The organism is Rhizobium tropici CIAT 899, assembly GCF_000330885.1.
GTDB lineage: Bacteria > Pseudomonadota > Alphaproteobacteria > Rhizobiales > Rhizobiaceae > Rhizobium > Rhizobium tropici.
The window spans coordinates 2,148,508-2,170,553 of record NC_020059.1 but is presented as its reverse complement, the minus strand read 5'-3'; the positions used below and the strand labels follow the sequence as shown (position 1 = coordinate 2,170,553).

Here is a 22,046-nt window from a genome sequence, read left to right as displayed (position 1 = left end):
AACTCAATGCGTCTGCGGCGGCGTATGGTGGGCTGCAATTTCCGCCATCGCCTGCTGGTTTTCTTCCCGGCCTTCGCTGATCTGGTGCAGGCGCTCGGCAACCAGGGCGTCGCTGCGGCTTGCCTCGCGCTTCCACGGCTGACGGCCCTTCAGTACACCTGAATCATGCACCATTTCGGCGACATATTCTTCCTGGCGATAGGCCATGACGTGGATGCCGGAAACGCCCTCGATCTCCTTCACCTCGTTGATGATATCGATGCAGAGCTGCTTGCCTTCCTTCTTCTGATCCTGCGCACCTTCAATGCGTTTGATGATTTCATCGGGAATGTGGACACCCGGTACGTTGGAGCGCATCCAGCGGGCCGTCTTTGCCGAGGCAAGCGGACCGACGCCGACAAGAATGAAGCACTTTTCGGTGAGGCCGAGATCGCGGACCTTCTTCATGTATTCGCGGAACATCGGTACGTCGTAGCAATACTGGCTCTGGACGAACTGTGCGCCCGCCTCGATCTTCTTCGCCAGCCGGTAAGGCCGGAAATCGTAAGGCGGTGCGAAGGGATTGATGGCGGCGCCCAGAAAGACCTTCGGTGGCGAGGTCAGCTTGCGGCCGGAGAGGAATTTCGCGTTGTCGCGCATGATGCGCACGGTTTCCAACAGCGACATGCAATCAAGATCGAAGACCGGCTTGGCGCCCGGCTGATCGCCGGCTTGTACGCCGTCACCGGTCAGGCACATGATGTTGCAAACGCCCATGGCGGCAGCACCCAGCACGTCGCCCTGGATGGCGATACGGTTCTTGTCGCGGCAGGCGATCTGCATGATGGGCGCATAGCCCATGCGTGTCAGAAGCGCGCAGATGCCAACTGAAGACATATGGCAGTTCGCACCCGAGGCATCGACGGCATTGATGCCATCGACCCAGCCCTCGAAAATGGCCGCGCGTTCATAAACGTCTTCGGCATTGGCGCTGTCGGGCGGGTTCAATTCGGCTGTCACGGCGAACTCGCCGCGCCGAAGCACGCGTTCCAGCCGCCCGAGCGAAGAGTGGCCGGGCAGGGGATCGAGCGGCAGATGGACGCCAAGCGGGTTTTCATCGATATGCGACATCGCTCAGGCTTCCTTTTTCGCCGCTTCGCGGGCTGCAGCGGCCTCCGCCGTGACGCGAAGCCACGACGACGTTTCGCGCAGCGACTGGTTCACGGGTTTCTGCACGCTGAGGATCGCGTCCCCGTGGGTCATGTTCCTCGAGCCGTTCCAGGCCTGCACCCATACGCAGGGCATATCGGGCTCGACCTCGCAATTGCCGTTGGCGCGCACGCCGCCGCAGGGACCGTTGCGCAGTTGCTTGGGACAGTTCATCGGACAGGACATGCCCGTCGATGACAGCGCGCACTGGCCGCACATGCGGCAATCGAACAGGAAACCCTTCACATTGCGTTCGATGAAGGTGATCGGACGCTCCACGCGGTCGTAGCCGAATGCTTTCCACAGCGGATGAAGCAGGAGGAAGGCATCGGCGAAGCGACGATAGAACCATTCGAAGAAGCGCGAGTGACGCACGGCCCATAGGCGGACGGTATATTTGCGCCGGGCGCGGCGATTGGGGGAGACGCCGGCCGGCGTGTAGGCGCCGCTAGCAGCCTTTGCGCCCGCCGCGGCATTGCCAGGCTTCTGAACGGCATCAGCCATTATCGCGGCCTCCGGCCTTTACGAGCGCCACCAGCCGCTCGCGATCATAAGCGGCCTCGAGCTCGCTCGCCGCCTTGTCCGCCTCGGCTTCGAGTTCGTCGGATACAGGCACAGGATCGGCCTTACGCCATTCGGCGAGATAGTCGTCGGTTTCGGCTGCACCCGTGCGCATGGCGCACATGTCGATTGCTTCGGTAAAGCGCAACGAAAGCTCGCGTTTTGCCGTCTGCCTGCCCTTTTTGATGATCACCTGGGCCGGAATGTCCCGCCAGTAGACGACAATGCGATCCGCCATGCACAAATCTCCTCTTCACGCCAGAATGCACGCCGGCCGACCTCAGGACTGCACTCGCCACGACGCGCCACATGCCGAAAAGCGACGCGACATGAAAACCTCGTCTGGAAGTATCGCCAAGGCGCTTTATCCTTTGAACCGGCCAGCTTTGTACTGTGATTGAATGCCGATCGCTCGTCCAGCAGGTCGGCCTAGCAAAGAAGCATGAGGCTGGAAAGCGACGCGGATGTCGCACTCAGACAGTCAGCAATTCGCGCGCCAAATCGCCGTAGCCAGTAAAACGGTATTCGTAATCCAGGCCGAGATAGGCGGCGGCTTCCTTCGCCTTTGCCTGCAGCGCCGGATCTTCCTCCTGCGACAGATAGACCACCTTGCGGTAGTTGCCGAAATACATGTCGCGCAACTCCGGATGACGATCGAGGCCGAGCGGGACGATGACGAAGGCTTCGAACTGGCGGGCGAGGAAGTCGGTCAGGAAAAACGATGTGATGTCATCGTCGCGCGCGGCGAAAGCCTCGTTGCCGGTGAAGAAAGAATAACAGTGCGGACCGGAAAGGCGCTCTATTCCCTCGCGATCGCAAATCCTGTCGATATCGCCGCCGGTGCCGCAATCCGCATAGCCGATAAAGATCTTTTCGAAGCCGCGAGAGCGGGCATCGGCAATTGCCTCTTCCAGGGCTGGTGCGATCTTTTGCGGATAGGAATGATAGATTGCGGGAAGACAGTGAAGATCGATGTGATCGAGCCCGTTTATTCTAGAGACCGCCAGTATTTCGCGCGCGATTGCGCCGCACGCGATCACATGAACTTTTTGAGTTGCTGCGCGTTTATCGGGCGGAGGGTTTTTCTCCGAATCTTGCCGATCAACATCCATTCAAAGGGGCTCCTGATGATGACCGTATCGACAACAAGCAAAATCGCCGCTGCCTTCGCCGTGCTCATGGTGCTTGCTTCGTGCTCCAACACCATTCGTGGCATGGGCAGAGATACGGCAAACGCCGTCAATGCGACGGAAGATGCCGGTCATACCGTCAAGAAGGCTGCTCAGTAACTCATTTGGGATGCCCGCGGGCCGGCGACAACCTTTTCGTCGCCGGCTCGGAGAAATAAAGGCTCAGGCGCCGGCAGCCAGGCTGTTGTGCTTGCGCTTCATGAATTCCTTGGCGGTTTCGACCGCCACGGCGGCGTCGCGGCAATAGGCGTCGGCGCCTACGGCCTTGCCGAATTCCTCATTCAGCGGCGCACCGCCGACCAGCACGACGTAGTCATCGCGCAGGCCCTTTTCCTTCAGAGTATCGATGACAACCTTCATGTAGGGCATTGTCGTGGTCAGCAGGGCCGACATGCCGAGAATGTCGGGCTGTTCGCGCTCGATGGCGTCGAGATAGTTTTCGACCGGGTTGTTGATGCCGAGGTCGATGACGTCGAAGCCTGCGCCTTCCATCATCATGCCGACAAGGTTCTTGCCGATGTCGTGAATGTCGCCCTTGACGGTGCCGATCACCATTTTGCCGAGCTTCGGCGCGCCGGTCTGCGCCAGAAGCGGACGCAGGATAAACATGCCGGCCTTCATCGCATTGGCGGACAGCAGAACTTCCGGAACGAAGAGAATGCCGTCGCGGAAGTCGATGCCGACGATGCGCATGCCTTCGACCAGTGCTTGGGTCAGAACATCATAAGGCGCCCAGCCACGCTCCAGGAGGATATTGGTGGCTTCCTCGATTTCTTCCTTCAAGCCGTCATACAGGTCGTCATGCATCTGCTGCACGAGCTCTTCGTCAGAAAGTTCCGAGAGAATGATTTCGTCGTCAGACATGCGCTCCATCCCGTTTTCGTGCAATGCATCAGAAACTTGTATAAAACACTGCCGCCATTACGGATAGACCGGAAGGCCGCCAAAACTCTTTTTGAATGCGACGTCGCAAGGAACAATCGCGACGGGCGAAGAACAGTTGATATTAGCAGCCCATGTCTGTCCTATGCTAATTGCTGGCGCATTAAGGAACGTCCGCTTGGCGGAATCGGGTAGCATGGGGCCTGATAGACGCATCCATGCGCAGGAGTGAGGAAACATCATGGACGATATGATTGAGCAACCGGCTGCAGGCAATGACGGCGGTGGACGGCGTTCGCGCAGCGAGGGCAGGGGTGCGGCAGCACGGCGCGCTTCGCGCAGCGGCGGCGGGCCGGGTCCTTCGCTCCCCTATATCACCCGTAAGATCGGCGTCTACGAAGTGCTTGACGAAGAGGGCCTGCAGCTCATCGAACGTAACGCCGACACGGTTCTGGAAGAAATCGGCATCGAATTTCGCGATGACGCGGAAGCGCTGGCGCTCTGGAAGGAGGCCGGTGCCGACGTGCGCGGGCAGCGTGTGCATTTTCCGAAGGGCCTTTGCCGCGAGCTTTTGAAGACCGCGCCGAAGGAATTTACCTGGCATGCGCGCAACAGCGCCCGCAACGCCCATGTCGGTGGCAAGGCGACGATTTTCGCGCCGGTCTATGGCCCGCCCTTCGTCCGCGATCTCGAGGGCAACCGCCGCTATGCCACGATCGAGGATTTCCGCAATTTCGTGAAGCTCGCCTATATGGCGCCGTCGATGCATTCGTCAGGCGGCACGGTCTGCGAGCCTGTCGATATCCCGGTCAACAAGCGCCATCTGGATATGGTCTACAGCCATATCAAATATTCCGACAAGCCGTTCATGGGATCGGTGACCGCACCGGAGCGTGCTGAAGATACGATCGCCATGGCGAAGATCGTCTTTGGCGACGACTTCGTCGAGGATAATTGCGTGACGCTGAACCTTATCAACGCCAACTCGCCGATGGTGTTCGACGAGACCATGCTCGGTGCCTTGAAGGTCTATGCGCGGCACAATCAGGCGTCGGTCGTTTCGCCCTTCATTCTCTCGGGCGCCATGAGCCCGGTGACGGTCGCAGGCACGCTGACGCAGATTCTCGCCGAAGTTCTGGCGGGCGCCTCGTTCACACAGCTGATCCGCAAGGGTTCGCCGGTGCTTTACGGCACCTTTGCAGCCTCGATCTCGATGCAGTCGGGTGCGCCGACCTTCGGCACGCCGGAACCGTCGCTCGTGTCCTATGGGGCTGCGCAGCTTGCCCGACGTCTCGGTCTGCCGTTTCGTACCGGCGGTTCGCTCTGCGGATCGAAGGTGCCGGATGCACAGGCGGCGCATGAATCCGCCAATACCTTGAACATGACGCTGCTGGCGGGCACGAATTTCGTGTTGCATGCGGCGGGATGGCTCGAAGGCGGTCTCGTTTCTTCCTACGAGAAGTTCATGATCGACCAGGATCAGCTCGGCATGATGCAGAAGATGGCCGAAGGGGTGGATCTCTCGGAGAACGGTCAGGCGCTCGACGCCATCCGCGAAGTCGGCCCCGGAAGTCATTATCTCGGCTGTGCCCATACGCAGGCCAACTTCCAGTCCGCTTTCTATCGCTCGGCGCTCGCAGACAACAATTCCTTCGAGCAGTGGGAGATCGAGGGCCAGAAGCGCATCGAGCAGCGCGCCAATGCCCTTTGCCGTTCTTGGCTCGATCATTATGAAGCGCCGCCGCTCGATCCGGCGATCGACGAGGCACTTCTCGCCTATATCCAGACGCGCAAGGACTCCATGCCGGACGCTTTCACCTGAAGAGAGCCCGAGGCCGCCAGGGAGCAAGGCGGTGCGACGCGCGTTGCCGACCTCATCCAGAAGGAAGTCTGGCGGCCGCACTATGAATATAAGGGGCCACGGTGAGCCGCGGCCCTGTCATACTCGAACAGCTCCGTGCGGCGCTCGGCGTCCACGGAGTTTTCGTTCGGGGTGTGGTGTCCTTCGGCGACGGCGAGGGGCCGCTATTGGCCGATTGCACGGCGGCGCAAAGCGTGGTCCTGCTTGGCAATATCGGCGGCTCGATCTGGGCATCGTTCTCGCACTGGCGGCAATTGCCTGAGAATGCCGGCCGGCCCGACCCGCTCGACGACTGGTCGAAGACGGTCATCCAGCCGGTCGCAAGCAGCTTGGGGGCTACGGCCTATTTTCCTTCGGATCCGCCCTGGCAGCCGTTCCAGCGATGGGCCATGCAGGCCGAAGGCTTGAAGGCATCGCCGCTCGGCGTATTGATCCATGCAGAATACGGCCTATGGCATGGATATCGCGGTGCCTTGGGGTTTGCCGAGGACTTGAAAGAAGCTCAGACGACAGCGTCTCCTCCGCATCCATGCGCTCTATGCGTGGAGAAACCCTGTCTTACCGCCTGTCCCGCCGAAGCCGTGACAGCGGTGGGTTTCGATGTCCAGTCCTGTCGCTCGCATTTGCGCACGCGGGAAGGGCAGGCTGGCTGCATGACTGGCGGCTGCCTTGCGCGCAATGCCTGTCCGGTCGGCGCCGATTATCGCTATCTCCCCGCGCAGCTTGCATTCCACATGGCGGCACTGCAGCTTTAAACCTCGCCTATTCCTTGTTTCGCCGCATTGCGATGCGTTCTGAAGCCTGTGCTATTCATGCGGAGCCATGCGCTTGATTCGATTGATTGTTATCCTTGCCGTTCTTGCCTGTGCCGCCACGGCATCCGCCGGCGAAGCCTGCCGCAAGGTCCGGCATCTCGGAGATGGCTACACAATCTGCACCTTCGATCCCGCCCGTTACGATATCCAGATTTTCCAGAATGACCGCAGCGGCAAGCCTTACGGCTCGTTCCGGGCGCTGGAGATGGATCTGCGACAGGATCGCATTTACGTGCGCTTCGCCATGAACGGCGGCATGTATCTCGATGATCAATCTCCTGTCGGTCTCTTCATCGAAAACGGACGCGAGGTGAAGGCGATCAACACCAACAAGGGCTGGGGCAATTTCCATCTCTTGCCAAATGGGGTTTTCTATGTCGATGGAGGCAGGGCCGGGATCGTGGAGAGCAAAGCCTTCGCTGCTTCCGGCGCCAGGCCATTCTATGCGACCCAGTCCGGCCCGATGCTCGTCATCGAAGGCAAGCTGCATCCGTCGTTTCTGGCCGATAGCGCCAGCCTCAAGACCAGAAACGGTGTCGGCGTCACTATCGACGGGCTCGTCGTTTTTGCGATTTCAGACGGACCGGTGCGCTTCCACGATTTTGCGACACTGTTTCGTGACGATCTGAACTGTCCGAATGCCCTGTTTCTCGACGGCAGCATTTCCAGCGTCGACATACCGGAATGGCAAAGGCGCGACAGCCTGTTTCCACTCGGGCCGATTATCGCGGTGACGGAGATGCTACCGGGCTGAGTGCGGCTTTCATTTGCAGGCAAGAACTCCTTTCCGAAGCTCTCCACCGGCTCTTGGCATCGCAAGGTTTGAGCAAGGCCCATCGCGCAGTTTTTAGGCGAGGGGTTCCAGCGAGTCTTCGAGAAGGATCAACATGCACGCGCAAGCGGAGAAACAGACTGTCGCATCGCATGGCGCGGAACACGCCCTGCCAGCCTTTCCTTTCGGTTGGGAGCATCACAAGGATCAGCACTGTATTTGGATCGTCAGCCCGGAGGGCTACATTCACAGTCGCGCTTTCGAGGATGTCGCCCTCGGTCTTCATTATGCTTTTGCCGAACTCGGTGGGAGTGCGCCTCTGGTTACCGATCCGCGAGAGTGGAACGGACGCGTACCGATCGTTTACGGCGCAAATTTGCTGCCGTCGGTCGCGGCGCAATGGCTGCCGCCGGAGAGCATCATCGTGAATATGGAGCAGGTCTCGGCTGAAAGCAGTTGGATCAATCATCGATATCTCGGGTTACTCAAGAAGTTCGCCGTGCTCGATTACAGCGAGCGTAATCGCCAGGGACTGGCCAGGTTCGGCGTTGCCGCCGAAATTCTTGATGTGGGATACAACAGACATCTGACGCGTGTGCCCCAGGCGCCGGTAAAGGATATCGACGTTCTCTTTTACGGCTCGATCAACGAACGCCGCAAGAATGTGCTGGTAGCGTTGCAATCAAGCGGGTTAAACCTCGTTCATCTGTTCGGTGTCTATGGCGCCGAGCGCGACGCTATGATCGGGCGCTCCAAAATCGTCCTCAACGTGCATCACTTCGACGCCGCGATCTTCGAGATTTGCCGCGTTTCCTTCCTGCTTGCCAATGGCGCCTGCGTCGTCAGCGAGGGCAATATCCACGACCCGGAAGTGACTGCTTTTGCTGAGGGAATGGCGTTTTGCAATTATGATCGGCTTGTCGAAACCTGCATCGAACTTGTTCGCGACGATGAGAGACGGTTGGCAATTGCGAGCCGCGGCTTCAGCCTCATGTGCGAGCGCCAGCAGGCGACTATTCTTTCCGCTTTGATGGCGAGGGGCGGCTAGGTTTTTTAGAGCATTTTGGCGGCGAACCGGGCGCCTGTGGCGGGTGGATCGGCAAACGACATGTGAAGGTGGACTGCGACTATGACTGGAAATGAAACTATCTATATCCTCTGCCCACCCAATCATATGACGGGCGGCCCGGAAGCCCTTCACCAGCTCTGCGCAAGGCTGACCAAAATCGGGCGCAGCGCCAGGATGGTCTACACCAACGGCTCCGATCACTCCCTGATGCCGTCCCCCGATGGGGAAACCACAATGGTATTTCGGGAATACGAGAATGCCGTTCATCCGCAATATCGGGCCTACGCCACCGAAAGCTCGGACTATATCATCGACAACGAAAACGCGATCGTGGTGTTTCCGGAGATATGGCCGCATCTGATTCCACTCTTCAAGAAGGCGACTAAGGCCTATTGGTGGCTCAGTTTCGATTACGGCATGCGGCATCTGATGCCGGTGGGCGGCGTACCGTTCCTTCTGGAGAACGACTGCAAGATGCTGTCGCAATCCTCCTATGCCACGGCGCAGCTCAGTATGTTGGGCTTCGGCGATGTCTTGCGGATCTCGGATTTTACCACGCTTGCAAACAACGTGGCGCCGCAGCCGATTCAGCAACGGCGCGATCTGGTTTTGTTCAACAACAAGGCCGAGGCTTTCGGGCGCCAGCTGGCAACCATGTCTCCGCAATATGAATTCAAGATCCTGAGCAACATGTCGCCGACGGAAGTTCATCAAAACATGGCGCAAGCCAAGCTTTACGTCGACTTCGGTCCACATGCCGGCAAGGATCGCATGCCGCGCGAAGCGGCGCTCCTCGGATGCTGCGTGATCACCGGCCGGAACGGCTCGGCCAACAATTTCGAGGATTTGCCCATTCCGGCCAAATACAAGTTCGGCAATCATCCTCAGCGAATGCACGAGATTTCAAGGGCGATCGATGACGTGATCCAGAATTTCCCGGAGAGATTCGAGGATTTCGGTGTTTATCGGCGCTCTATTGCCGTCGAAGAAACAAAGTTCGAATTGGAGGTCTTCAGTGTATTCGGGCAGGTCTGATCGAAAGTTGGCGGCAAGAAGGTTGGTCTCGCGATCATGATCAATTTCGCCGATGTTGACTTGCTTGTGGTGGGCGCCGGTTTTTATGGCGCGACGATCGCGGAGCGAGTGGCCAACGAGCTGCAGAAGAACGTGCTTCTGATCGACCGTCGCAACCATATCGGCGGCAATGCCTATAGCGAGTTCGACAGCGAGACCGGTATCGAGGTTCACCGCTACGGCGCGCACCTCTTTCATACGCCGAACGAACTGGTCTGGAACTATTTGAACCAGTTCACCGCATTCACGGACTACAAGCATCGTGTCTATTCGACCCATCGCGATCAGGTCTATTCGATGCCGATCAACCTCGGCACCATCTCGCAATTCTTCAATCGACGCCTTTCGCCCGACCAGGCGAGGGCACTGATTGCGGACCAGGCGGCGGAAATGGCTGGCCGCCATCCGGCCAATATGGAAGAGAAGGCGATTTCGCTGATCGGCCGGCCCTTGTACGAGGCGTTCATTCGTGGCTATACGGCCAAGCAGTGGCAGACGGATCCGCGTGACCTGCCCGAACACATCATTACGCGCCTGCCGGTCCGCTACACCTTCGACAATCGCTATTTCAACGACAAGTATGAGGGCCTGCCGGTCGATGGGTATACGGCGATTTTCGAGAGGATGCTGAAGCACTCGAGAATCCAGATTGCCCTGGGCGTCGATTTCTTCTCGCTGAAATCGACGCTGCCGGCCGGGCTTCCCATCATCTATACCGGCCCGATCGACCGCTATTTCGATTATTCCGAAGGCGAGTTGGGCTGGCGCACCATCGACTTCGAGAAGGAGACGCTGAATACCGGCGACTTCCAGGGGATGGCGGTCATGAATTATGCCGATGAAACAATCCCCTACACGCGTATCCTCGAGTTTCGGCATTTCAATCCCGAGCGAAGCTACCAGACCGAAAAGACGGTCGTTGTGCGGGAATATTCACGATCGGCGAAGCGCGTCGACGAACCCTATTATCCAATCGACACGCGGCGGGACAAGGAAATCTTCCTGCGCTATCGCGAGCGGGCCGAGGCGGAGGCGAATGTCCATTTCGGCGGGCGGCTCGGCACTTACCGATATCTCGACATGCACCAAGCCATCGGCGCTGCCTTGAAGGCCTTCGACAGCCGGATTGTTCCGCATTTCACCGAGGGCCGCGCTATCGGCGGTGAAAGATAGGCGATCGCCCGTTACGCGCCGATATTCGGCGCGTATCTGTCGGCAGTGCCGAACAAGGCTCAAGGCGAAAATGCCCGACTCGCAGGGGGAAGCCCGGTTGTTAGGCTTTCCTTAGATTGCTTGGGAGCGCCGGCGACGCTCACGCACCGGAGCGGCGCCGCCTTCGTTGGCCGTCTTGTTGCGCATGGGGCCAATCCGCTCGATGATCGTCTCCAGCGTCGGGCGAGCGCCAGGCACGTAGCTGTCCAGCGCCTCCCGCATGGCGGCCAGATGGCCGCAGGAGGTGCCGCAGCATCCGCCTATGATCTTGGCCCCGGCATCGCGGGCAAGGCGTGCATAGTCGGCCATCAGCGGCGGTGTGCCGGAATAATGGATCTCTGCGCCACGATATTCGGGAATGCCGCAATTACCCTTGACGATAACGATGGCGGCCGGGTCTGCCTCGGTCATGTCGAGGAGGCTGGACAGGATATCCGAGGCGCCAACGCCGCAATTGGCGCCGACCGCGAGCGGCCCTGCACCGATATCGGTGGCGACGGCATGAATATCCTTCGGGTGTAGGCCCATCATCGTCTTGCCGGCCGTGTCGAACGAGCCGGTATATGTATAGGGCAAGCCGACCTTGGCAGCGGCTTCGGCAGCAGCGCGGATCTCGTCCGGCGAAGACATGGTTTCGATCCAGGCAACATCGGCACCGCCGGCCTGAAGGCCTTCCATCTGCTCGACGAAGGCTGCGACGGCGTCTTCATAAGTCAAGGCGCCGAGCGGCATCAGCAACTCGCCCGTCGGCCCTACTGAGCCGCCGACGATGACCTTGCGGTCGGCTTTGTCGGCAACGGCACGGGCGATCTCGGCTGCCGTCTTGTTGAGACTGTGCACGCGATCCTGAGCATGATGAAGCTTGAGGCGATGGCGCGTGCCGCCGAAAGTGTTGGTGAGGATGATGTCGGCGCCGGCATCGACGAAATCCTGATGCAGCTTCGTGATCCGGTCGGGATGCTGTTCGTTCCAGAGTTCGGGCGCTTCGCCGGCTTCCAGGCCCATGGCAAAGAGGTTCGTGCCGGTTGCGCCGTCGGCAAGCAGTACGCCTTTTTCGGCAAGCAGATCGGTCAAGGGATTGGTGGCGACGGTCATAGTGTGTCCTCGGATGCGGCGGCTCTAAAGAGTGTCAAATGCAGATATAAACATTTCTTTATGTGAACACAACGACAAGATGGCTGCCCCAATATGTTGACGCGGCAACAAGACAGAAAAAGCGCCCCGGTAAGGGCGCTTGTCACGTGAGATGAAAATCTCGCCGTCAGGCTGCTGCCATTTCTGCCGTGTCGTGTGTCGTGGGCGTGACCATGGCGGCGATGATGCCTTGCAGATCGATCGTGCCGATAGGCTTGCCGTTCGTATCCGTGACGACGGCTCCTGTCTGGCCCGCCTCGGTGATCTGCTTGGCGGCGACTTCCAGCGTCATGTCGCCAGGCACGCGCGCGCCGCCCGGCTCGCCGGCAAGCGGCTTCATGATTGTCTGGGCCTGGATGACGCGGCCGCGGTTCACTTCTTTCACGAAGGCCGTGATATAGTCGTCGGCCGGTTGCAGCACGATCTCCTGACCGGTTCCTTGCTGAACAACCTTGCCGTCGCGCAGGATCGCGATCTTGTCGCCAAGGCGCAGGGCCTCGTCGAGATCGTGGGTGATGAAGACGACAGTCTTCTTCAATTCCTTCTGCAGATCGAGCAGCACCGTCTGCATATCCACGCGGATCAGCGGATCGAGCGCCGAATAGGCCTCGTCCATCAGCAGGATGTCGGCATCGTTCGTCAGCGCCCGGGCAAGGCCGACGCGCTGCTGCATGCCGCCGGAAAGCTGGTTCGGATAGTGCCTCTCAAAGCCCTTCAGCCCGACGCGCTCGATCCAGTACTGGCCCTTCTTTTCGCTTTCGGAGCGCGGTACGCCCTGAATGTCCAAGCCGTAGATCGTGTTCTCGATCACGGTGCGGTGCGGCAGAAGCGCGAATTTCTGGAACACCATTGCCGTCTTGTGGCGGCGGAATTCGCGCAGGTCGTTTTCGTTCATCTTGCAGACGTCAACGCCGTCATAGAGCACTTCGCCGACAGTCGGCTCGATCAGGCGGTTAATATGGCGGATCAGCGTCGATTTGCCGGAGCCGGAGAGGCCCATGACGACGGTGATCGCCCCGGCCGGCATGTCGATATTGATATCCTGCAGACCGAGCACATGACCATGCGTTTCATTGAGCTCGGCTTTGCCCAAGCCGCTCTTCACCTGATCCACATAATCGCGTCCGCGCGGGCCGAAGATCTTGTAGAGGCTCTTTATCTGGATCGCGTGACTAGCCATGGATGACCTCCGAGTGCTTCTGGAGCCGTCTGCCATAGGCCTGGCTCGTACGGTCGAAAATGATGGCGATGGCGACCAGCGCGAAGCCGTTGAGGAAACCGACGGTGAAAAACTGGTTGTTGATCGCCTGCAGCGTATTTCTGCCGAGCCCGCCGACGCCGACCATGGAGGCGACGACGACCATGGCGAGCGACATCATGATGGTCTGGTTGATGCCGGCCATGATGGTGGGCAGTGCAAGCGGGATCTGCACGTTGAACAGCTTCTGGCGATGCGACGACCCGAAAGCGTCGGCGGCTTCCAGCACTTCCTTGTCCACGAGGCGGATGCCGAGATTGGTCAGGCGGATCATCGGTGGGACGGCATAGATGACGACGGCGATAAGACCCGGCACCTTGCCGATGCCGAAGATGACGACGACCGGGATCAGATAAACGAAGCTCGGCATGGTCTGCATGACATCGAGGATCGGATTGACGATCGACTGCAGCCGGTCTGAGCGCGCCATCAATATGCCGATCGGCAGGCCGATGACGATGGCGATCAGCGTACAGACCGTTACCATCGCGAGTGTGATCATCGTGTCGGTCCAGAGGCCGCAGACGCCGATGAGGATCATGGAGATCGCGGTGCCGGCAACAATTTTCAGGTTGCGGCTTGCTGCATAGACGACGATCATCATCACGATGAGCACGATGAACCAGGGCGTATTGGTGAAAGCCCATTCAAGATAGTTCAGAAACCATTGCAGCGGCTGCACGATGGCATCGATGAGAGTGCCGTAGGCGCGTACGGACGCCCTGAAGCCGTCGTCGATATTCTTGCGCGCGAGGCGTATGAGCGATTCATCTATTGCCGGAAAGTTGCAGAGCACATTCGGCAGGATCGTACACTGAATAGCCATGTATTTCCCCTTCTTGGTCCGGTTTTGTCCCGCTCCGCCCGTGTGGCCTTCACGTGTGGATGGCTTGCAGCGCTGCGACCGGTTCTTCAGGCTGCCCTTGCATTCTTACTATATTCGCCACCATCAATCTGCACTCGTTGCGACCTTGCGCCTTGCCGCACTGTCGGTATGAGCGTCGTTTGGGTTGCTTTGCGCGAATATGAAATCGGCGGCAGGCACGAGGCCGCCGCCGATTCAGCAACATGGATCAGAGCGAAGCCTTGATCTTGGTGGCGACGTCCGGAGCGACCCACTTGGTCCACATATCGGGGTAGGTCTTGAGGAAGTACTTGGCGCCGTCCTCGTTGGTGCCCTGATTATCGGTCATCCAGGCGAGAACCTTGCCGACGGTGCCGTTATCCCACTTGCGGGTCTTCATGTAGTCCATGGCGATGCCGGCCTTTGCGGCAAAGTCCTTGGTCACGACGGTATAGACGTCCGAGACCGGATAGGAGTTTACCTTCGGATTGGCGCAATCCTGCTGCGACGTGCAGGCATCCCAATCCTTCTTGTCATGCGGTACGTTGAAGCTCAGGCGAACCATCTCGTACTTGCCGAGGATGGCTGTCGGAGCCCAATAGTAGCCGAGCCAGCCGGTCTTCTTTTCGAAGGCATTGGCGATCGAACCGTCGAGACCTGCGGCGGAGCCGGTATCGACAAGGGTGAAGCCGAGTTTCTCAGCGCCAAGAGCCTTGTAGAGGTTGGTCGTGGAGATCTGGCAGTTCCAGCCTGCCGGGCAGTCATAGACGGCACCCTTGGACGGATCTTCGGGGGCAGGGAAAAGTTCGGGATGCTTGAGGGCGTCCTGAACGGTCTTGATGTCCGGATGGGCGTCGGCGAGGAACTTCGGAATCCACCAGCCTTCGACGCCGCCGTCGCTCAGAAGCGGTGCGGCCACGATCAGGCGGCCCTCGGATACGGCCTTGTCGAGCGCGGTGCGCACGGCGTTGACCCAAAGCTCTGGTGCGACGTCAGGCTGACCTTTTTCGTTCATGGAGGCAAAGGTCGGCTGTGTATCGCCGGTTACCAGGGTGACATTGCAGCCGTAACCGTTCTGCAGGATGATCTTGTCGACCTGCGCGGCAACGCCGGCGGATGCCCAGTTCATTTCAGCAATGGATACGCTGCCGCAATCCGCGGCGTGCGCCGAGCCAGCCAAAGCATAGGCGCCGAATGCGAAGATGGCTGAAGCGAGAAGCTTCTTCATTGATATCGTCTCCCAATTTTTCGTTACGTTGCGGAAATCGACCCTAATGCGTTCGATTTCTGTCGATCCCCTGTCAGCGCGGTCCAATTGCAACCGTGCATACGCCGCTGACGACGCCCGTACGGTCCCCTTTGCTGCCGTCGTGCATTTGGTCTTTTTGCGACCGCTGAACTTTATCGCGGCCGGGCATTCTTTGCATCGACATTAGGCAGCGTAAGGATTTGGATGAAGAAATCAACAGCCGGTCGGCCGATGGACGTTATCGTGTCTCTTGGAGAAGCTTAATTAAGCGCCTGAATTAGCCTATTTTCTGCCATTCGTGGCTGTAAAACGTCCATCACATGGCTTCCTCAAAGCTTTGCCGCCCAGCCGGATTTGAATGGTGCTCAAATATCGTGTCCCTGGAAGACGTTTTATATCTTATTTGCGTCGTTTGCGATTTCTCAACGCAAAGCGGAAAATTTTCAAAAAATTTTCAGATTCACTCTAATTTAAGCACTTAATAACCCTCCAGTAACGATGTCCGTTTATCAATCAATGCGTGGCGGGGGACAACCGCTGCTTCCCTGGATCAGGTATAGCGTACCGGGGAATGCGAACCTTGCGGTGTATGTGCAGGGAAGCCGGCGTTTTTGGCAAACCGCGTCGATCTCCGGATCGCGCGGTTTTCGCGCTTTAAAGAGTGCCGTTACAAGACAGTTTCTGTGTGAGAGCGGTAATCCGCTCCGATCTCGACATTGAGCAAAAATATAGCCGCCGATGCTGTCGCATGGCGGCTTCTCGTGTGCTGGAATGGCGGCTTGACGCGCTATCAGCCGACATTATACGTGCGGATGAAGCCCACCGTGCCGAAGCGCGTATCGAGCTGCTGTAGCCGGCTCTCCGGGCGGTGAGCCGGAAGCTTGCCGTTCCAGGCGATCTGGATGGAATTCTGTCTGTTGAAGATGAAAAGCATTGGGGTATCCTCCGACCCGGACCGGCCGGTTTCGTTGTTTGTTTTCACGATGCAGATAATCCTCCTTCGCGTAACTCACAATGGATGAAATCGTCATCCAATGTCGCAAATAGAGCATGTTGGACTGTGATGCATTTTTGTATCGTGGTGGTGGGCTTCGAGGAGTGGAGATCGCGGCAAAATCAAGGCCAAATCCCGCGTTTTCAGTGGCTGTAGCATATCGAGGTGGTGGGGAATGACGAGAGCGATCATGCTGCAGGGAACGGGCTCCGATGTCGGAAAAACGGTATTGGTCGCGGGCTTGTGCCGGTTGTTCGCAAACAGGGGCGTGAGAGTGCGCCCGTTCAAGCCACAAAACATGTCGAACAATGCGGCCGTTGCCGAGGATGGCGGCGAAATCGGACGTGCCCAGTGGCTGCAGTCGCTGGCCTCACGCGTTCCCTCATCGGTTCATATGAATCCGGTGCTGTTGAAGCCGCAATCGGAAACCGGCAGCCAGATCATCGTGCAGGGCAAGGTCTGGGGCCAAGCCAAGGGTCGGGACTATCAGGCGCTCAAGCCGCAATTGCTCGGTGCGGTGCTCGAAAGCTTCGCCACGATGCGGGCGGGGACCGATCTCGTCATCGTCGAGGGGGCAGGCTCGCCCGCCGAGATCAATCTGCGGCGCGGCGATATCGCCAATATGGGCTTTGCGACACGCGCCAATGTTCCCGTCGTGCTGGTCGGCGACATAGACCGCGGCGGCGTGATCGCGTCGCTGGTCGGCACATACCATATCTTGCCGGAGGAAGATCGGCGGATGATCCGCGGCTATCTGATCAACAAGTTCCGTGGCGATGTCTCCCTCTTCGGTGAGGGTATCGAGGCAATTGGTAGCTTCACGGGGTGGCAATGCCATGGTGTCGTTCCCTGGCTGAAGGCGGCGGCGCGCCTGCCGGCGGAGGATTCGGTCGTATTGGAGCGACTTGCTCGAGGTTCCTCTGGTGCGCTCAAGGTCGCCGTACCCGTGCTGTCGCGCATCGCCAATTTCGACGACCTCGATCCGCTGCGGGCCGAACCGGATGTCGATTTGGTGTTTATCCGCGTTGGAGAGCGCTTGCCTGCCGATGCAGCGCTCGTGGTGCTGCCGGGTTCGAAGTCTACGATCGGCGATCTCCTTGATCTGCGCGAGCAGGGATGGGACCGCGATATAGCCGCTCATGTGCGTCGTGGCGGCCGCGTCATCGGCATTTGCGGTGGCTACCAGATGCTCGGCCATATGGTCCATGATCCACTTGGCATCGAGGGATCGGTGACCGAGACGCCCGGATTAGGCCTGTTGGATATCGAGACGGAGATGGCGCCGGAAAAGACCGTGCGCAACAGCACTGCCGTCTCCAAAGAGTATGATGTGCCGTTATCGGGCTATGAAATCCACCTCGGCGTGACGCGGGGCCGGGACTGCGAGCGGCCATCGGCCATGATCGACGGGCGGCCTGATGGAGCCGTATCGCCGGATGGTCGCATCATGGGCACATATCTGCATGGCCTTTTCAGCAGCGACAGCTATCGGGCAAAGCTGCTGGCAAGCTTCGGCGTCTCCGGCGAGCGCATGAACTATCGCGCCAGCGTCGACGAGGCTCTGGACGAAGTGGCGGCAGAGCTGGAAAGCGTACTCGATCCCGCCTGGCTCGACAGCCTCGTCGCCTAAAGCTCGCCGGAGACTTCCCGGCGGCGGCGGTCGAGTTCTTCGCTGTAGCGACGCAGCGTATAGCTCTCCGTCAGCAGGCCGATGACCTTGCGTTCGATCAGGTCGTTGACCACGACGAGCGCTTCGCTCTTCGTCTGCTCGAACATGGCGGCTGCCTGCTTGGCATTCATTTGCGGCTGCAGGAACTCGTTGCGCAGCCGGATGAAGTCGGAAAGGCCGTGTTCCTCGTCGTCCTTTTCGATCGGGCTCGCATAAACGTCGGGCACGAGCACCATTCCGGAATATTTCTCGTTCTTGTCGATCAGAATGACGCGCTGCGCGGAGCCGATGGGGAAATTCTTGCGGAATTCCTCGATGCTCATGTCGATGCTGGCCGTATGCACATCCGGGCGCATCATGCGCGCAACCGTCAGGTTGCGGATCCAGCCGACATCGTGAGCGCTGCGGATGCTCTCGCCGCGCAGGTGGAAGCGCCATGTGGCGAAGGAGTAGCCGAAGGTCGTGCGCACCACCAGCGAGGAGGTGATGACCGCCGCCAGAACCAGGGCAGTGATCGGGAAATCCCCGGTGATTTCGAGCGCCAGGAAGGTCATCGTCAGCGGCCCGCCGATAATCGCGACGGCAAGCGAGCTCATGCCGACGACGGCGTAGACGGCCGGCGTCAGCGTGGCGTGATCGAAATAGGGTGCGCAATAAGCGAAGATCTTGCCGAGCAGCGCGCCCATGAACAGGGAGGCAAAGAAGAGGCCGCCTCTGAAGCCGGAGCCGATCGAAACTGCTGACGCCAGGGATTTCAGGATGAAGACGCCGATAAGTGCGCTCAGCGTCACTTCGGTCGATAGGTTAAGATGCAGGGCGCCATGGCCGGCAGACAGGACCTGTGGCGAGATCAGCGCCAATGTTCCGACTACCAAGCCGCCAAGCGCAGGGCGGAAAGGCGGCGCGATCGAGCTTTTGCGCGCCAGTTCCTCGACCCATGCGACGCCCTGCATGATCAGGATGCCGATACCGGCACAGAAGGCACCGAGCAGGATGGCAGGAAGATAATCGGCTGGAACGATCGCCCCGAAATGATCGATATCGATGGCGAAATCGTCGCCGGCGAGCAGTCTTGCGATCATGGTCGATATCAGCGCCGAGACCACGACGGGTGTCAGGGTGACGATCGAATAGCTGCCGATGATCAGCTCGAAGGCGTAGAAGGCGCCGGTGAGCGGCGCGTTGAATGCTGCGGCGATGGCGCCGGCCGCGCCGCAGCCGACGAGCATGCGCAGGTCCGCGCGACGCATTTGCATCTTGTAGCCGAACTTGGAGGCAATGCCCGCAGCGAGCTGCGTGTAGCCTGCTTCAAGCCCGACAGAGGCGCCGAATCCATTCGAGATCAGGTTCTGCACCGCGACGATGACGCTGTCGGTTAGCGACATGCGGCCGCCATGCAGCGCATTGGCTTCGATCGGGTCGACCATCGGCTTTTTGCGCGTGCGGGACAATATATACAGCAGTATGCCGAGAATGATGCCGCCTGCGATCGGTGCGATGAACAATACGGATTTGTCCTGAATTGCCATCGCTGCCGAACTCAAGCGTTCGTAGTCGGTTATGCCGTAGATGACGCTGTGAAACTTGCGCGAGATATAGCTCATCGCCGTTACGGCGCAGCCGGATACTATTCCCACCAGCGCTCCGGCGAAGACAAGTCCCAATTCGCCACGGCGCAGCAATGCCCTGAAGCGACCGAGATCGAACAGAGCCGAGAAGACGCCGAGGCGTCGCGGTTGGAATTTCTGCAACATGGGAAACGGACGATACGTTTTTACTCGAATGCGAGAGCCTACCCTCTATAACCTCCTAACATCAAAGAAATACGGCAAAAAAGCCGTTGGCTTTATGGGAATTTTCAGCCGATTTCGTAATCAGGATGACGCAGGTCGCATCCATGCCCTTGATTGACTTGACGTAAGTGAAAGCCTAATCATTGCCGGCATAACGAATGGTTCCTGAGCGGCGATCTGCCGCATGGGATGAAAAGGGAATGTGGAGGGACGGACCCAATCCGGGCGTTCTCATCACAGCCGACCCCGCGACTGTAGAGCGGTCAGGGTCTTTCGTTCGGTTTGAAACCTATTCCATCGATGGTTCGCATGGGGCGAACGGGGCGGGACAGGCTCAAGTCGAAAAAGCCACTGGCGTGGCATCATGATCAACCGGGGCTGGACGCCTCTTATTCTACGAATCGTCCGCCTTTTCATGATGCATTGCCGGGAAGGCGAGAAAGGTCCGCTGGCGCACGATCGGGGGCGACCGGTTTCGGTCCGCCCCCGTCGCGGCGCCTTATCCGCGAGCCAGGAGACCTGCCATGCGTGCCGGGCACAGAGCCTGTTCTGGGACGTCGGTTCCGCTGCCAGCACGGAGGTTGTCATGGCGCAAGACGAGTTTTCGGCGTATAGGCGCCTGTTTTCCGGTTTCAGCGACGTGCTGCCGACCCCTGTTTTTGTGTGGGAGCGGGCATAGCGTATGTCGTCTTCGATTTCCCGAGCAGTCTTCGTCCTTGGCGGCGCGCGTTCCGGCAAATCCAGGTTTGCCGAATCCCTGGTTTCGGACACGGGTCTTGAACGTCACTATGTGGCGACAGGGCAGGCATGGGACGACGAGATGCGCGAGCGCATCGCGAAGCATCGTGCCGACCGCGGCGATCTATGGCAAACGCATGAGGAGCCGATCGATCTTGTCGGGCAGCTTGCCGCCGTCGACGCCGAGGGGCGGGCGGTGCTTGTCGACTGCCTGACGCTATGGGTCACCAATCTGATGATGGCCGAGCGTGACATGGCGGCGGAATTTGCCGCTCTCACTGCATTTCTGCCGACTGCACGATCGAGGCTCGTTCTCGTCTCCAACGAGGTGGGCCTTGGAATCGTGCCGGAAAATCGCATGGCGCGCGAATTTCGCGATCATGCCGGCCGTCTGCACCAGATGGTCGCGGCGGCGAGTGCCGAAGTTTATTTTATCGCAGCGGGCCTGCCGCTGAAAATGAAGGGTTGATGCATATGAACCAGGAAAAGATTCCCGCCACCGTCATCACCGGCTTCCTGGGAGCCGGCAAGACGACGATGATCCGCAACCTCCTGCAGAACGCAGGCGGCAAGAAGATCGCGCTGATCATCAACGAATTCGGCGATCTCGGCGTCGATGGCGACGTGTTGAAGGGCTGCGGCGCGGAGAACTGTACTGAGGATGATATCATCGAGCTGACCAACGGCTGCATCTGCTGCACCGTCGCCGACGATTTCATCCCCACCATGACGAAGCTTCTGGAGCGCGACGCGCGCCCGGATCACATCGTCATCGAAACGTCAGGCCTTGCGCTGCCGCAGCCGCTGGTCGCCGCCTTCAACTGGCCTGACATTCGGACCCATGTCACCGTCGATGGCGTCATCACCGTCGTCGATAGCGCTGCTGTTGCCGCTGGCCGCTTTGCCGATGATCATGACGCTGTCGAAGCCGCCCGCGTCGAGGACGACTCGCTGGATCATGAAAGCCCGATCGAAGAGCTTTTCGAGGATCAGCTGACCTGCGCCGATCTGATCGTGCTCAACAAGACCGATCTGATCGACACCGACGGTCTCGGCCGCGTCCGCGCCGAGGTTGCCTCGCGCACGGCCCGCAAGCCGACGATTATCGAAGCGAAGAACGGCGATGTTCCGGCCGCCATCCTGCTCGGCCTCGGCATCGGCACGGAAGACGATATCGTCAACCGCAAATCCCATCATGAGCTCGAGCATGAGGATGGCACACCGCATGATCACGACGAGTTCGACAGCTTCGTCGTCGAGCTTGGCCCGATTGCCGACCCGGCGGCCTTCGTCGATGCGCTGAAGGGTGTGATTGCCGAGCATGACGTGCTGCGCCTCAAGGGCTTCGTGGACGTGCCCGGTAAGCCGATGCGCCTGCAAGTTCAGGCCGTCGGCAGCCGCATCGACACCTATTTCGACCGCGCCTGGACACCGGGTGAAGCGCGCGCGACCCGGCTGGTGGTGATCGGCCTGCACGAGATGGATGAGACGATCGTGCGTAGGGCGATCGAAGCGCTGGTTTGATTGATGTCGGGTCTTTGGCGTGAGATACCCCCCTCTGTCGCTTTCGCGACATCTCCCCCACAAGGGGGGAGATTGGAAGCTCGTGGCTGCTGCATCGTAAAACAAGCGATGTCGGGAGTAGCTGCGGCTTGGGGAGGTAAGTCCAGCGAAGCGTGGCACCGAATGATCTCCCCCCTTGTGGGGGAGATGTCACAAAGTGACAGAGGGGGGTATGCTGCC

General features: G+C 59.3%; 21 protein-coding genes and 1 riboswitch. Of the genes, 10 read left to right on the top strand and 11 right to left on the bottom strand.

The genetic code is table 11. The annotated features are described in order from the left end of the window. Window positions 1-3: 3 nt before the first annotated feature. From RTCIAT899_RS10605 to RTCIAT899_RS10590, 4 genes are all read right to left on the bottom strand, one after another. Window positions 4-1,110, bottom strand: a complete 1,107-nt coding sequence (locus tag RTCIAT899_RS10605; RefSeq protein ID WP_015340225.1) for a methylenetetrahydrofolate reductase — start codon at window positions 1,108-1,110, stop codon at window positions 4-6. Window positions 1,111-1,113: 3 nt separating this feature from the next. Beyond that, a complete protein-coding gene (locus tag RTCIAT899_RS10600) occupies window positions 1,114-1,692 on the bottom strand; it encodes a methylenetetrahydrofolate reductase C-terminal domain-containing protein (protein WP_015340224.1) in 579 nt (192 codons plus the stop codon). Further along, complete coding sequence (locus RTCIAT899_RS10595) at window positions 1,685-1,987, bottom strand: virulence factor (RefSeq protein ID WP_015340223.1); 303 nt, start codon at window positions 1,985-1,987, stop codon at window positions 1,685-1,687. Before RTCIAT899_RS10595 ends, RTCIAT899_RS10600 begins: the two co-directional genes overlap by 8 nt. A 235-nt stretch (window positions 1,988-2,222) precedes the next feature. Beyond that, entirely contained in the window at window positions 2,223-2,861 is a 639-nt protein-coding gene (locus tag RTCIAT899_RS10590) for a DUF1638 domain-containing protein (protein WP_015340222.1), read from the bottom strand. A gap of 15 nt (window positions 2,862-2,876) precedes the next feature. Between RTCIAT899_RS10590 and RTCIAT899_RS10585 the strand changes: the two genes are divergently transcribed. Next, window positions 2,877-3,038 (top strand): entericidin domain-containing protein, encoded by a 162-nt coding sequence (locus RTCIAT899_RS10585; protein ID WP_015340221.1) that lies wholly within the window; start codon window positions 2,877-2,879, stop codon window positions 3,036-3,038. Window positions 3,039-3,101: 63 nt separating this feature from the next. Here the strand turns inward: RTCIAT899_RS10585 and RTCIAT899_RS10580 are convergent, their stop codons facing one another. Then, window positions 3,102-3,803: a corrinoid protein gene (locus RTCIAT899_RS10580; protein ID WP_041677910.1), complete on the bottom strand. Its 702-nt coding sequence runs from the start codon at window positions 3,801-3,803 to the stop codon at window positions 3,102-3,104. Window positions 3,804-4,062: 259 nt separating this feature from the next. Here RTCIAT899_RS10580 and RTCIAT899_RS10575 point away from each other — a divergent pair, with 259 nt between their 5' ends. The 6 genes from RTCIAT899_RS10575 (at window position 4,063) to glf (ending at window position 10,585) form a co-directional block, all read left to right on the top strand. Beyond that, window positions 4,063-5,643, top strand: a complete 1,581-nt coding sequence (locus tag RTCIAT899_RS10575; RefSeq protein WP_015340219.1) for a trimethylamine methyltransferase family protein — start codon at window positions 4,063-4,065, stop codon at window positions 5,641-5,643. Between the two features lie 101 nt (window positions 5,644-5,744). After that, entirely contained in the window at window positions 5,745-6,437 is a 693-nt protein-coding gene (locus tag RTCIAT899_RS10570; protein ID WP_015340218.1) for a 4Fe-4S dicluster domain-containing protein, read from the top strand. 67 nt (window positions 6,438-6,504) lie between these two features. After that, window positions 6,505-7,251 (top strand): phosphodiester glycosidase family protein, encoded by a 747-nt coding sequence (locus RTCIAT899_RS10565; RefSeq protein ID WP_184461895.1) that lies wholly within the window; start codon window positions 6,505-6,507, stop codon window positions 7,249-7,251. A gap of 133 nt (window positions 7,252-7,384) precedes the next feature. After that, window positions 7,385-8,317, top strand: a complete 933-nt coding sequence (locus RTCIAT899_RS10560; protein ID WP_015340216.1) for a CgeB family protein — start codon at window positions 7,385-7,387, stop codon at window positions 8,315-8,317. A gap of 81 nt (window positions 8,318-8,398) precedes the next feature. Further along, a complete protein-coding gene (locus tag RTCIAT899_RS10555) occupies window positions 8,399-9,373 on the top strand; it encodes a hypothetical protein (protein ID WP_135488152.1) in 975 nt (324 codons plus the stop codon). Between the two features lie 36 nt (window positions 9,374-9,409). Beyond that, window positions 9,410-10,585, top strand: a complete 1,176-nt coding sequence (gene glf / locus RTCIAT899_RS10550; protein WP_015340214.1) for a UDP-galactopyranose mutase — start codon at window positions 9,410-9,412, stop codon at window positions 10,583-10,585. A gap of 111 nt (window positions 10,586-10,696) precedes the next feature. Here the strand turns inward: glf and bmt are convergent, their stop codons facing one another. From bmt to RTCIAT899_RS33775, 5 genes are all read right to left on the bottom strand, one after another. Next, window positions 10,697-11,719 (bottom strand): betaine--homocysteine S-methyltransferase, encoded by a 1,023-nt coding sequence (gene bmt / locus RTCIAT899_RS10545; RefSeq protein ID WP_015340213.1) that lies wholly within the window; start codon window positions 11,717-11,719, stop codon window positions 10,697-10,699. Window positions 11,720-11,885: 166 nt separating this feature from the next. Then, on the bottom strand, window positions 11,886-12,938 hold the full coding sequence (locus RTCIAT899_RS10540) for a quaternary amine ABC transporter ATP-binding protein (protein WP_015340212.1): 1,053 nt from the start codon (window positions 12,936-12,938) through the stop codon (window positions 11,886-11,888). Next, window positions 12,931-13,842, bottom strand: coding sequence for an ABC transporter permease (locus RTCIAT899_RS10535; RefSeq protein ID WP_015340211.1), 912 nt, complete (start codon window positions 13,840-13,842; stop codon window positions 12,931-12,933). Before RTCIAT899_RS10535 ends, RTCIAT899_RS10540 begins: the two co-directional genes overlap by 8 nt. A gap of 247 nt (window positions 13,843-14,089) precedes the next feature. Then, complete coding sequence (locus RTCIAT899_RS10530; protein ID WP_015340210.1) at window positions 14,090-15,088, bottom strand: ABC transporter substrate-binding protein; 999 nt, start codon at window positions 15,086-15,088, stop codon at window positions 14,090-14,092. An 811-nt stretch (window positions 15,089-15,899) separates the two neighbouring features. After that, on the bottom strand, window positions 15,900-16,043 hold the full coding sequence (locus RTCIAT899_RS33775; protein ID WP_015340209.1) for a hypothetical protein: 144 nt from the start codon (window positions 16,041-16,043) through the stop codon (window positions 15,900-15,902). A 235-nt stretch (window positions 16,044-16,278) separates the two neighbouring features. Here RTCIAT899_RS33775 and RTCIAT899_RS10525 point away from each other — a divergent pair, with 235 nt between their 5' ends. After that, on the top strand, window positions 16,279-17,733 hold the full coding sequence (locus RTCIAT899_RS10525) for a cobyric acid synthase (protein WP_015340208.1): 1,455 nt from the start codon (window positions 16,279-16,281) through the stop codon (window positions 17,731-17,733). Here the strand turns inward: RTCIAT899_RS10525 and RTCIAT899_RS10520 are convergent. Then, the gene (locus RTCIAT899_RS10520) at window positions 17,730-19,526 is read right to left on the bottom strand and encodes a chloride channel protein (protein WP_015340207.1); all 1,797 of its coding nucleotides are present in this window, start codon (window positions 19,524-19,526) and stop codon (window positions 17,730-17,732) included. The two genes, RTCIAT899_RS10525 and RTCIAT899_RS10520, sit on opposite strands and share 4 nt — an antisense overlap. A gap of 181 nt (window positions 19,527-19,707) precedes the next feature. Next, window positions 19,708-20,106, top strand: a riboswitch (cobalamin riboswitch). Between the two features lie 141 nt (window positions 20,107-20,247). On the opposite strand from RTCIAT899_RS10520, the gene cobU reads away from it, so the two are divergent. Together cobU and cobW are read left to right on the top strand one after the other, a co-directional pair. Next, a complete protein-coding gene (gene cobU / locus RTCIAT899_RS10510; RefSeq protein WP_015340206.1) occupies window positions 20,248-20,772 on the top strand; it encodes a bifunctional adenosylcobinamide kinase/adenosylcobinamide-phosphate guanylyltransferase in 525 nt (174 codons plus the stop codon). Window positions 20,773-20,777: 5 nt separating this feature from the next. Continuing rightward, the gene (gene cobW / locus RTCIAT899_RS10505; protein WP_041677907.1) at window positions 20,778-21,827 is read left to right on the top strand and encodes a cobalamin biosynthesis protein CobW; all 1,050 of its coding nucleotides are present in this window, start codon (window positions 20,778-20,780) and stop codon (window positions 21,825-21,827) included. Window positions 21,828-22,046: the final 219 nt, after the last annotated feature.